Origin of the sequence: Pseudomonas sp. PvP009 (assembly GCF_017832995.1) — a bacterium.
Lineage (GTDB): Bacteria > Pseudomonadota > Gammaproteobacteria > Pseudomonadales > Pseudomonadaceae > Aquipseudomonas > Aquipseudomonas syringae.
Map to the genome: position 1 here is coordinate 2,567,062 of NZ_JAFIBG010000001.1, position 11,959 is coordinate 2,579,020.

Below are 11,959 nucleotides of genomic sequence, written 5' to 3' on the forward strand. Positions count from 1 at the left end.
TGCAGAAAAACCCTGCTTTCCGTGCTTTTGCCCGTCGTTGCGCGCCACCGTTGTTGCCCTTTCACGTGCGCAATAAAGCAAATCTTATGGCCTTCAGATATCAGGGAACTGACAAGCAAGTACGAGCCACTTAGACGACGGTGATGTCTGGAACCCTTTGGTGCGTGACATTCGATGTGATAGCGACACTCCCAACTAACGTGGCTCGAACAACGAAGGACATAATATGCTAAATAGAATTTCATCATCCAGCCCGACCAGCTATGTCAGTTCAGGCAGCTCATCGGCAGGTATCAACCCCAGTATAAATGTCAGGCCTCCAAGGGGTGGGCCCGTTGATACGCTAGTCGGCGCAGCCAGTGACAACAACCTTGTGTACATTGGTGATGAGCACGGTAAGCTTTTCATACCTAAACTCATAACCGAGTCCGCTGCAAAACTTAGAAATGCAGGCGTCGACCACTTGGCTGTAGAGTTTGTAAAGCACTCCGATGGCGCGGCATTCAGAGAAGCATTGAACGATGGAAAAAGCGCTGTCAAACACTTTCTGGAAGCATCATGGGGGCGACACGGAGACGCTTGGCTAGACAAGGTTTCTGAGGCGCTGTGCAGTGCTCATCGTGCAGGAATTTATGTTTCTGGAATTGATAGAAAAATGGCGATAGATCAGCCTAAAACGCCGATGCAAAAAATTTTGTACATGAAAAAGAGGCTAGCTTTGAATGTAGCGTGGGATGCGGCGGCTACAAGAGAGGCCTCCGCTGTCTGCGCGAACAAAAGTATCGTATGGGGCGGTGCCGGCCATTTCAGCAACAGCAAGACTGACGGCCCGAAAGACATGCGGCCAGGCTTGGTAATCTCGTTTGATCTGACTGGAAGAGGCTCTAGCAGAATCAATGATGCTGATGAGCATAGCCATATAGTGATCGCTGGCGAGGATAACTAACGAAAATTTTCCTTAGCCATTCCATTTGACGTCCTGGCGAAATCCCGAGCAAGGTCATTGCTTCCGGTCAAACCGTTTGAGGTTTCCAGCTGCGTTTCCATCGCTTCGACTGGGCTGACTGGGCTTTCGGCCCGGTCAACCCTCTTGCGGGCGCAACTCATTCACCCCCTCCACCGCTCCCTCGCCAAAGCGCGAACTCGCTTTTTTTCAAGCCTGTTCTTCAAAACAAAGCTGCGCCAAGGTGTTAAGTAATGTTATATAAAAATTAACTTAACATTATCTGATCGTTGGACGATGATCCTTTCGACATCCATGACGCCCTGAAAAAAATACAAAACGGGACGGGAACCAAGATCCCCTGTATCGACACCGGGGACATTGCGCCGCGGTGGCACCATCCCAAGAGCCAGCGAAACGCGCGCCAAGTAATCACTCCTGCAGGCATCTGAGCGCAGGACCTCCTAAAACAAAAATAATAGGACACAATCATGCATAGATTCATTTCACGTCCCGCGATCGGGCTGTTGTTTTCTGTAGCGTTACTGGCCTCCGCCGTCAGTGCCGCACCCTTACCCGCCGCAACCGACGGCGACTGGGTTGCCCCGCAGTTCACCTTTCATACCGGTGAGAAACTCGCCAACCTCAAACTGCACTACATCACCCTTGGCAATCCCAAGAATCCCGCCATCCTCTTCCTGCACGGCACTTATCGGCCAGGCAGCGATATGCTGAGCAAGGACTTTGGCGGTGAGCTGTTTGGCCCTGGTCAGCCGCTGGATGCAAGCAAGTACTACATCATTTCCACCGATGGCATCGGCGTAGGCCAGTCCAGCAAACCATCGGACGGCTTGCGCACTCGGTTTCCGGCGTACAACTACGACGACATGGTTCAAGCCCAGTATCGCTTGGTCACCGAAGGCCTGGGTATCAAGCACCTGAGGCTGATCATCGGCAACTCCATGGGCGGCATGCAAACCTGGATGTGGGGCCAGAACTGGCCGCAGATGATGGACGCACTGGTGCCCATGGCGTCCCAACCCACCGAAATGTCATCCCGCAACTGGATGATGCGCCGCTTGCTGGTGGAGTCGATCAAGCAAGACCCGGCCTGGAACAACGGTAACTACAGCACGCAACCACCCTCCTTGCGCTTGGCAAACGCGATGTTCAGCGTGGCGACCAGTGGCGGCACCCTGGCGTATCAGGCGGCTGCCCCGACCCGCGCTCAGGCCGATAAGCTGGTGGATGAACGCCTCAGCGCTGCACAAACCGCCGACGCCAATGACTTTATCTACCAATGGCAATCTTCCGCCGACTTCAACGCAGCCCCCGGTCTGAAGAAAATCCAGGCGCCGGTGCTGGCCATCAATTCGGCGGACGATGAGCGCATCCCGCCGGAAACAGGTCTGATGGAGGCGTCGATGAAAGAACTCAAGCACGCACGGCTATTACTTATCCCCGCCAGTGCCGACACCCGTGGTCACGGCACCACGAGCATGGCGAAGTTCTATAGCAAGGAACTCGGGCAGTTTATGCGCGAGACTGAAAAGGTGAAATAAATCCACCCCCTCGCCCCAGCTTCAGCTCAAAAGTCCGCCACCTTGCCCCAGGCGGACGTTTGAAAACGGTCCGGGTGATAAGGCCGCGGATCAACAATGGGGCTCACACCGCTGACAATATCGGCAATAAGGTGGCCCGCGCCCGGACCAATGCCAAAACCATGTCCGCTGAACCCGGCCGCAATCACTAACCCAGGCAGGCTGGCCATCTCGCCAATACCGGGAACGCCGTCCGGCGTACTGTCCACGTAACCGGCCCAGGACGCCTGGATTGACGTGCCCTGCAGTGCCGGCACCAATTCCACCGCGCGCTTGTAAGTCAGCGCAACTGCGGAGGCGTCAGCGCTTGGGTCGAGAATGCGCATTCTCTCCATCGGCGTGGGCTGGTCCAGGCGCCAGCGCTTCAAGCTTTCGTGGCCTGCTTGCCAGCCTTCCAGCCCCCCAGGGGCAAGGTTGCGCCAGCGGCGCTGAAACATCGGCAGGAATTGGGTAGAGAACCTCAGCAACTGCGGCGTGATATCGACTCGCCCCCGGCCACTTATCGCCAGCGTGTAACTGCCATCAACGCGGCGGGTCATGGACGCGCCGGTGGTATGCAGCGCACTGGGAATTTCCTGGCTCGGGGCGGAGACTGAGAGCACGGTTTGACGAATCGTCGCTTGCGGGAAGCGAATACCATACTGGCGGCAGAACGAAGATGCCCAGGCGCCTGCGGCAAGCACTGCGAGCCGGGTGCGTATGGTGCCTTTTTCGGTGACCACTGCCGACAATCGACCGCCTTCGGTCTCGACGCCCCGCACGGCGCAATCCTGATGCACGCTACTGCCCAGTGCCATGATCGCGCGCGCGACTGCGGGGGCTGCGCGGGACGGGTCGGCAATGCCATCGGTAGGCGCAAACACCCCGCCTTTCCAAGGCTTGCCTGTTGCCCTGCCCCGTTCGGCGGCCTGCTCGGCGGTGAGCATCTGGGTCTGCACGTTGACGGTCCGCGCAAACTCGCCCCAGCGTGCCCACCCTTCCAGCTCCTGCTCGTTGTTGCTCAGGTAGAGTAAGCCGCACCGCGTAAAACCGGTCTGTTCACCGGATTGCTCGGCGAATTGCTCCCACAGTTCCAGGCTTTTGGTGGCCATCGGCAATTCACGCGCATCGCGATTCTGCTGGCGGCACCAGCCCCAGTTACGACTTGACTGCTCGGCGCCTATGCGGCCCTTTTCGACCAGTGCGACCTTCATGCCGCGCCTGGCAAGGTAATAGGCGGTAAACGCGCCAATTATACCGCCGCCGATCACAACCACATCGGCCTCCGCCGGCAGATCTGCAGAGGTATGCACGGGAGTTAAAGGTGCTGGCATGTTCTGGTTATCCACATGAGTTCAAAAGAGAAACCTGTTGCTAGAGCCCGACCAGTCCGGCCAGCCCGCCGATATCGGCGATCTGGTGGTAGCCGAAAGCAGCATTGGCCGGCTGTTCATGCCCCCGGGCCACGAAGGCTTTGTGCTTGATCTTCATGTCGTGGGCCGACATCAAGTCATAGCGAAAGCTCGACGAAACGTGCAGCACATCCTCTGGCCCGCAGCCCAGGTTATCGAGCATGAATTCGAACGCCGCCAGACGTGGCTTGTAGGCCTGGGCCTGCTGAGCGGTGAAGACCTTGTAAAACGGTGCGCCGAGCTTGTCGACGTTAGACATGATCTGTTCGTCCATGGCGTTGGAAAAAATCACCAGGGGAATCTTGCCAGCGATTTTCTCCAAACCCGCCGGCACATCAGGATGTGGCCCCCAGGTCGGCACGGCGTCGTAATACACCTGACCTTCATCGCGGTATTCGATGCCCCAACGCTTGCACGTGCGCGCCAGGGCTATCTTTAGAATCTGATCATAAGGCAGCCAGTCACCCATGACCTGGTCCAGGCGATAGGCCGCGTAGTCCTTGATGAATTGTTCCATCCGCTCAACCGGTATGCGATCGGCAAACAGATCCCGCGTCAGGGCTGCGGTTTTGAAATTGGTCAATGTGCCGTAGCAGTCGAAGGTGATGTACTTAGGGCGAAGATCGCTCATGAATGCGGTCCTTGATCAGTGATGAGGTCATTACGGCGCAAACCGCTGTGGTGTGCCGAGCATCTGGCCATCATGGGGTCATTACACCACCATGAGGCCGTAAATAAGCGGTTAAATGCAGGGTTGCTTGATACAAAACACCGTTTAAAAGGCACGTCTCAGCAGACTTTGTCGAGACGCCGGGGTGGGCTTTACAACTCGGCAAAAGCGCTTTCCAAAGCGTCAAGCAGACGACCCGCCTCCCTGGCTGTCCAGATCAAGGGCGGGCGAATTTTCAGAATGCTCGCATCGGGTCCCGTGGCGGAAATGAGCACCCGTTTTTCTCGCAGATGGTTGACCAGGCGCAGAGCAGTCTGCATGTCGGGCGTTTTGCTGGCCCTGTCCTTTACCAGCTCGACGGCGAAGTACATGCCGGTGCCTCGCACGTCGCCAATGTGCTCATACCGCGCAGCCAGGTCCTTGAGGCCGGCCATTATCAGGCTGCCCACACGATTGGCGTTGGCCATCAATTGCTCTTCGGTAATGACATCCAGCGTTGCCTGGGCGGCCGCAATCGCCACGCTGTTGCCGCCAAAGGTATTGAAATAGCGCATGTCGCGACCGAAGCTTGCGACCACCTCCGGACGCACCATCAACCCCGCCACCGGGTAGCCGTTACCCATGGGTTTGCCCATGGTGATGATGTCCGGCTCCACTGCGTGGCGCTGATGCCCCCAGAAATGCGTGCCGCTGCGACCAAACCCCGACTGGACCTCATCGGCGATGAACAGGCCTCCAGCCTTGCGCACTACCTCGGCGATAGGCCCGAATACATCCACCGGATCACAGAAAACGCCATCGGACGAGAACAGGCAGTCGGCAATGAATGCTGCGACGCCGCCGCCATGGCGCTGTATATCGCGGATCTGCGCCGCAACCTGGTCGGCCATGTAGCGACCCAGTGCTTCACGTGGAATGCGATAGGAGTCCGGAGCAGGCACCCGTCGCACGAACGGGTCGAGCTTGGCATTGAGACCCAGCGACGGCGAAAAGGCCGCCACCGTCGCCGAGTTGCCGTGGTAGGCCTCGGCGGTGACGATGACGCCCGTATTGCCGGTGTGGTGCCGTGCAATGCGGATGGCAAGATCGTTGGCTTCCGAACCGCTGCACGTGAACATCAAGTGCCCGTCGGCGCCCATCTCTCCGTCCGCCGTGGCGCGCAGCTGTTCGGCGTAGTCAAGAATGCCGTCCTGCATGTAACGAGTGTGGCTGCACAGCTTATTCATCTGTTCAGTGATCGCGGCGATAACGCGCGCATGGCAATGCCCCACCGACACCACGTTGTTGTAGGCATCCAGGTACTCGTTGCCGTCCTTGTCGTACAGGTAAGCCCCTTTGCCACGCACGACACCCACCGGCTCGTTATAGAACAATCGATAGGCAGGCCCCAGCAAATCGGTCCGACGCTGAATATGTTCACGTGCAGCAGCGTCGAGGCGATCAACGTTGGCAGGGTTGAAGCCGTTGGGCATGTCTCCACGGACAGCCTGGATGTTTGAGTTGCTCATTTAAAACCCCCTAAGCAATGGATGAATCAGTGGGCGAAGTGCATCAGAAGCGCTGACATCTGTGACGGTGACCGGTTAAGCAGCCAGTCCAGCTGGCCCCATCCCGGCGCCGCGTTCCTCAAGATGTAGGCACTGTTCTGCGGAAAAAGCTGCGAGCGCCAGGTGGTAATCAACGCTCTGGCAACCAGGCGCGCCATGGCCAGATGAGGGATAAGCGCCAGCTCCTCAGGCGTGAGGTCGGCAACTTGCAGGTAGCCTCTGAGCAGATCCTTGGCGGGGGCAAAAATATCGAGGTCCTGGCCGGGGTGCACTGCGAGCAACTGGTTCATCATGGCAGTGGACACATCGATGGCAATGGCGGTCTTGACCGTGTCGCCGAAATCGATGATCGCCCCGACGCACTGCGGGCGATGCGCATCAATGACGATGTTCGAGGTATTGAAGTCGTTATGCAGTACTTGTTGTCGGCACCCGGCGATCAAACCCTCCACCTCGCCAAAGCGTTCGAGCGCCCGCTCCAGCGAGTGCCGACGCGCGGGCTCGACGACACCATTGAGCAGGGGCTCAAGCACCCGCAGGTGCTGCACATCCCAGCACACCTGGCGGGACTCTGCCGGGTGGGCGAAGTCGGCAGTGGCCAGCCTGAGGTGCGCAAGCAATTGGCCGATCTGCTCGCGCCCTTGGGCGTTGAGGGTGGTTTTGTCCAAGGGTGTACCTGGCAGAAAGCTCAGAAGCCTTACCTGCCTTGACTCGCCGCTTGCGGTTACAACAGTGGTCAGGTACCCGCCGTCCAGCGCGGGGTAAACCCTGGGAATCGGCAGCTGGGGTGCCCTGCGCCCGATATGCTGCATGACTTCGATTTGCAGCGACAGCTCAATGGGCGACTCCTGCGGGTTGGCGATCTTGAGCACATAGGACTGACCGCTTGAACAATCGCAGCGAAACGTATCGTCTTTTTCTGTGGCGAATCGCGTCAACTGCGCGCTGATACCAAATTGCTCCAGCACGATACGCCGGCCTTCTTCCAGCGACACTGGCGTGAAAGGCGCCGCCAAATCGCCCTGCAAGGCGATAAGGCTTTCGCTGAACTGATCTTTCCCAATCACTTGCATCGCTGGACTCCTGGGCCGGCAAAGCCGTGCATGGCACGACGTCGATGCGCAGATATTGTGCTACAACTATTTTTATTGGAAGCGAATATTTTGGCTGAAAGGCCTGATTTGCAGATGATATCTTTTAAAAAGTCTTAATAATCATATGGTTGAAATGATGTTAAAAAATATTGAAAAATAAAATTGTTGTACAAATTAAAAAGAAGCTGGGTGGCTTACTGGTGTGCGCACACCCAGTCGTACTAGAATCGCGCACTCTATCGAGCCCCAACCCCCGTCGTGGTTACCATGATTCTTTCCAGCGCGAACATCGAAACATCCCCAGCCAGGCTCTCGGCGGTCGAAGCACTGGCCGCGAAGCTCAAGTCCAGGATCCTGAACGGTGACTTCGAGCCAGGCGAATTCCTTCGGGACGTCAAGATGGCGGAAGAGTACGAAGTGGCGCGCAACACGTTTCGCAGTGCGGCACAGTTGCTGGTGTCATTCGGCTTGCTGCTGAAAGTGCCTCATCGCGGATTCTGCATACCCGAGTTCGGCCCGGACGACGTCGTCGACATCGCCCGGCTGCGCGGGGTACTGGAAACTGAAGCGGTGCGCATGATTATCCTCAATGGCACGGTCCCGGCTGATGCGCTGGACGCCGTGGAAAGACTGCGCAATGCCGCACCCGATACCCCGCGCTCAGACATTGTCACCGCTGATGGTGACTTCCACCGGGCGATCATCCGCGCCAGTGGCAGCGCACGCCTGCAGCGCAGCTATGCCATGCTGGAAAGCGAGATTGAACTGCTGCTGGTGCTGCAACAGCCTTGTTATGAGGACCCTAAGCAAATCGTCAAGGACCATGAGCACTTGATAGCCTGCCTTCGCAGCCGTGACTTCGAAACAGCCCGCACGGCGTTCGTCGAGCATTGGGAGGATTTGAGCGCCAAGCTGTTACGCGCACAGTTCGAGCGACGGCAATCGCTGTGAAGCCGTGCAACATCGTTTGTCATTCGATGCTGGGACATTGCACCCCTACGCCCTGCCCCTCACATCAAAAAAACGGACCTTTTCAACGCAAAGGCGTCAAACCTGGGTATCGCTACCACCGATCAGCCTCATAAGCCCTCGACCCAGGACAACCCATGACCTTCTTCATTTTCCTTCTAGCCTGCTGCGCCGCCGGAGCAACCGGCATCATCTTCAAGCCGGGAGCATGGTACGAATCTCTTGAAAAACCGAGCTTCACCCCGCCTGACTGGGCGTTTCCGGTGGCGTGGACGACGATTTATCTGCTTCTCGCCTGGGCAGGCTATCGCCTGACGCTGATCCCCGGCAGCGAGAGCGTGCTGGCCTTGTGGGCGGCTCAAATTGCGCTGAATACGTTGTGGACGCCGGTATTCTTTGGCGCGAACCGCCTCTTTGCTGCGATGGTTGTTCTGGTTTTGTTGTGGATCGTGGTTGCCGCGATGATCGTAATGGCCTTGCAACTGGACATCATCACCGGGCTGATTTTGTTCCCCTACCTGGTCTGGCTCTCGGTGGCAGCGGCGCTGAACTTTTCCATTCTGCGCCACAACCGATAAGTACCTGACGCTGACTGCCTTATGCGTTCCCCAAGAATATGAGCGGAATATCGATTAACTGAATTCTGTTCCGCTCATCTCGGCATTCATAAGGCGCTACAGCGCTTAGCGCCGACAGTGCTCAAGGTAGCCTTGCTCGTGACTGCCGACCAGTTGAACGACGCTCGACCATAGCCAGGAGGGAGCGTCCAGGGTATCGGACCGATTGGCTTGCAGATCCCTGATCCACGCCGCGCGTGTGGCCAGGTCCATCTGTCTGGCGTGGGCGTTACCAACCACTTTTGCGAGATACGCTGCGGCCTGCATGGCCTCTTGCTCAGTGAGCTCATCAAGTTCCAGCTTCATGTCCTGAGGAAGCAGCTCACGTATGAAGAACGAATGATCCAGCATTCGCACGGCAACCATTCGGCTACCCAGGCCGGGTGACAGGTTCCGGGCGCCCTCCACTACCCGTTTGCCATTGTCTCTGGGCATGCGAGCCCTCGCCGTACGTGGTGCCGCTGCTGCGACGGCTTCCTTGACGTCGAGCAGGCAGAACTCTTCATCCTCTTCATCGCCAACCCCCATCAGCACTGCGTAGCGAAGCAGCCCTAGAGAGCTGCATCCTTTTACCCAATAGGCGGAGTCGAGTAAGCGCACACGGTCATCCTGGGACCGGCCTTTGAGCGATGTCACCAGCGCATGAATCTCCGGCGTTTCACAAAGCTCCTTGATTGCATCGCGCTCCGCACGGGACAGTTGCCAGAAATGCTTGCCAAGCGGAATGGTCGGTTGCGTACCTTCGAAGCGTTCTTTGGCAAGATGCTTCCACGTGCGTTGCACCGCGCTGCGCATTCCGGCTTTCACTTGTGCAGGACGATCGGGCTCTTCATCGTCGTCGCCCATAAAAGCTTCTTCGTAGCCCTGCATCATCTCTTCCAGCATTCTTGCGGTGGTAACGCCGGGCAGATCCGAGCCTCGAGCAGCTGTCGCCAACGACAACCCAAGTCTCACCAGGTCATGGACCGGATTACCGATCACGGCTTGATCGAGGTCGCGGATATGCATGTCGATGCGCCCTCTCGAATCTCCCGTGGGCCCCAGGTTGCCGGCGTGACAATCGCCACAGATCCAGACCGGAGGACCGCTGGGCAGGCGTCTCCCCGACTGGCTGTGAAGCCACTCATAGAACTGGGCGGTATTGCCTCGCACGAACGCGTGCGCAGACCGCGCCATCTTTAGATTGCGCAGGTTGATGAGGGATTTGAGACGTGTATTTGGGCGAGGCGTTTTCATCGGAAAACCTTGAAGAGGGTTATTCCATTGACTCTTCATGTGACACGAATGTTTCAAGATATTTCAAGTCTGGCGATTGTCTGGTCTTTAATACAGCAGCCAGACTCAAATCAGCCTCAAGCGAGTCGCCCCAGAAACTGACGAGGTCGACCCGTAAACAAGGAAAAGCAGTGTGTATTCCCGGCCCAAATGGTCCAGACGACCAGACCGGAAATACACCTGCAAAAGCCCGTTAAAGCTTGAACTGCGCCACCATGGTATTGAACGAAGTCGCCAGGCGTGACAGTTCCTGACTGGACGCGCTCGTTTGATTGGCACCTGCTGCCGATTGTGCGCTCAGTTCCTGGATGTTGACCAGGTTGCGATCTACTTCGCGTGCCACCTGGGCCTGCTCTTCGGACGCCGAGGCAATCACCATGTTGCGCTCGTTGATCATCCCCACGCCGCTGGTGATTTTTTCCAGGGCGCTGCCGGCGCGCTGAGCGAGTTCCTGGGTGTTGGTGGCCGTCGCCAGGCTTTTGCTCATTGCAGCGACCGCACCGTCGGCACCGGACTGCACGGTACCGATCATGCCTTCGATTTCCACCGTTGAAGCCTGGGTGCGGTGCGCCAGAGCGCGCACTTCGTCGGCTACCACAGCAAATCCTCTGCCTTGCTCACCGGCGCGTGCAGCCTCGATGGCGGCGTTCAGCGCGAGCAGGTTGGTCTGTTCCGCGATACTGCGGATGACCTCAAGCACTTTGCTGATATCCCGGACGTGGCCAGCAAGCGTAGTGACAGACCCCGTCGACTCGGTAATCTCGCTGACCATCGTGCCGATGCCCTTGACGGTGTTATCCACCTGGCCCCGCCCGTTAGCGGCGTCGGTTGCCAGTGATTTCGACTCCTCCGACGTAGACACCGCATTGCGGGCTACCTCTTCCACAGCCGCCGTCATTTCATTCACTGCCGTTGCAGCCTGTTGAATCTCGTCATTTTGCCGAGTAAGACCGCGGGTGCTTTCTTCCGTGACCGCGCCAAGCTCTTCGGCAGCCGAAGCAAGCTGATCGGACGCGCTGGAAATCTCCTGAATGGTCCGCTTCAAATTGCCCTGCATCGTGCCGATCGCATTGAGCAACTGCCCTGCTTCATCGCCTCGGGTGCTGGAAACGCTCTGGGTCAGGTCACCCGATGCAATACGTTGTGCAATTTCAATAGCGCTTCTCAGCGGCCCGCTAATCATGCGAGTGATCAGAATACCCAACATGATCGCCACCACAAACGCGATGACAACACCCGCGGTCAGCATGAATACCGAGGTGCTTTGCAACCTGTCAGCGGCTTCTGCACCCTCTTTGATTTGGCGCTTGTTGGAGTCGATCATGATCTGCAGATAGCCGCGAGCCTTGTTGAACTCCCCGTCAGCCAGCGCGTTTAACCGAATGCGCGCATCTTCCAGTTTGCCGGCCTGTTGCAGGTCAAAGATATTCTGGGAAGCAGACATGTAGGCTGGCATCAAGGCGTCATACTGGTCACCCGCTGCACGTTCATCGTCCTCCAACGGAGTCGCGCGGTAGATGGCATAGACTTTTTGCGCACGCTCCAGCTCGGCATTGATACTTTGGCGCATTTTCTCCGCCGTGGCCGTGTCCTTGGCATCGAGCAAACGGTAAAGCCCGCGGTTGTGAGTGGTCAGGGCAGTCATCGTCTCGTTGGTGTTGGCCACTGAAACCAGATTATTCGAGAACGTCAGCTCAAGGGCATCGGAAAGCCGGTTGATACCGAGCATACCCACACCACCCACAGCCAGTGTGATCACGGCGCAAACGGTGAACGCGGCCATGAGTTTTTTTGCGAAACTGGTGCGATTTATCAGGTTCATTGATTATCCATCATCGTTAAGTAAGGGGTC

At 57.5% G+C, this 11,959-nt stretch carries 10 protein-coding genes; 4 read left to right on the plus strand and 6 right to left on the minus strand.

The genetic code is table 11. The features are described from left to right. The first annotated feature begins 226 nt into the window (after window positions 1-226). A complete protein-coding gene (locus JOE29_RS11475; protein WP_235387547.1) occupies window positions 227-946 on the plus strand; it encodes a Type III secretion system effector HopBA1 in 720 nt (239 codons plus the stop codon). 488 nt (window positions 947-1,434) lie between these two features. Further along, complete coding sequence (locus JOE29_RS11480; RefSeq protein ID WP_210079518.1) at window positions 1,435-2,505, plus strand: alpha/beta fold hydrolase; 1,071 nt, start codon at window positions 1,435-1,437, stop codon at window positions 2,503-2,505. A 26-nt stretch (window positions 2,506-2,531) separates the two neighbouring features. On the opposite strand, the gene JOE29_RS11485 is transcribed toward JOE29_RS11480, so the two are convergent. The 4 genes from JOE29_RS11485 to JOE29_RS11500 all read right to left on the minus strand — a co-directional run bounded on the left by JOE29_RS11485 (window position 2,532) and on the right by JOE29_RS11500 (window position 7,225). Beyond that, the gene (locus JOE29_RS11485) at window positions 2,532-3,857 is read right to left on the minus strand and encodes an FAD-binding oxidoreductase (RefSeq protein WP_058444259.1); all 1,326 of its coding nucleotides are present in this window, start codon (window positions 3,855-3,857) and stop codon (window positions 2,532-2,534) included. A 40-nt stretch (window positions 3,858-3,897) separates the two neighbouring features. Beyond that, a complete protein-coding gene (locus JOE29_RS11490; RefSeq protein WP_003426786.1) occupies window positions 3,898-4,566 on the minus strand; it encodes a haloacid dehalogenase type II in 669 nt (222 codons plus the stop codon). 191 nt (window positions 4,567-4,757) lie between these two features. Then, on the minus strand, window positions 4,758-6,113 hold the full coding sequence (locus tag JOE29_RS11495; protein WP_210079519.1) for an aspartate aminotransferase family protein: 1,356 nt from the start codon (window positions 6,111-6,113) through the stop codon (window positions 4,758-4,760). 26 nt (window positions 6,114-6,139) lie between these two features. Further along, window positions 6,140-7,225, minus strand: a complete 1,086-nt coding sequence (locus JOE29_RS11500) for a phosphotransferase (RefSeq protein WP_058444264.1) — start codon at window positions 7,223-7,225, stop codon at window positions 6,140-6,142. A 288-nt stretch (window positions 7,226-7,513) separates the two neighbouring features. Between JOE29_RS11500 and JOE29_RS11505 the strand changes: the two genes are divergently transcribed. Both JOE29_RS11505 and JOE29_RS11510 read left to right on the plus strand, forming a co-directional pair. Next, window positions 7,514-8,197, plus strand: a complete 684-nt coding sequence (locus tag JOE29_RS11505; protein ID WP_058444266.1) for a GntR family transcriptional regulator — start codon at window positions 7,514-7,516, stop codon at window positions 8,195-8,197. Window positions 8,198-8,352: 155 nt separating this feature from the next. Then, entirely contained in the window at window positions 8,353-8,793 is a 441-nt protein-coding gene (locus JOE29_RS11510) for a TspO/MBR family protein (RefSeq protein WP_046235544.1), read from the plus strand. Between the two features lie 105 nt (window positions 8,794-8,898). Here the strand turns inward: JOE29_RS11510 and JOE29_RS11515 are convergent, their stop codons facing one another. Continuing rightward, a complete protein-coding gene (locus JOE29_RS11515) occupies window positions 8,899-10,068 on the minus strand; it encodes a DUF2252 domain-containing protein (RefSeq protein ID WP_210079520.1) in 1,170 nt (389 codons plus the stop codon). A 232-nt stretch (window positions 10,069-10,300) separates the two neighbouring features. After that, the gene (locus tag JOE29_RS11520; RefSeq protein ID WP_024960362.1) at window positions 10,301-11,929 is read right to left on the minus strand and encodes a methyl-accepting chemotaxis protein; all 1,629 of its coding nucleotides are present in this window, start codon (window positions 11,927-11,929) and stop codon (window positions 10,301-10,303) included. Window positions 11,930-11,959: the final 30 nt, after the last annotated feature.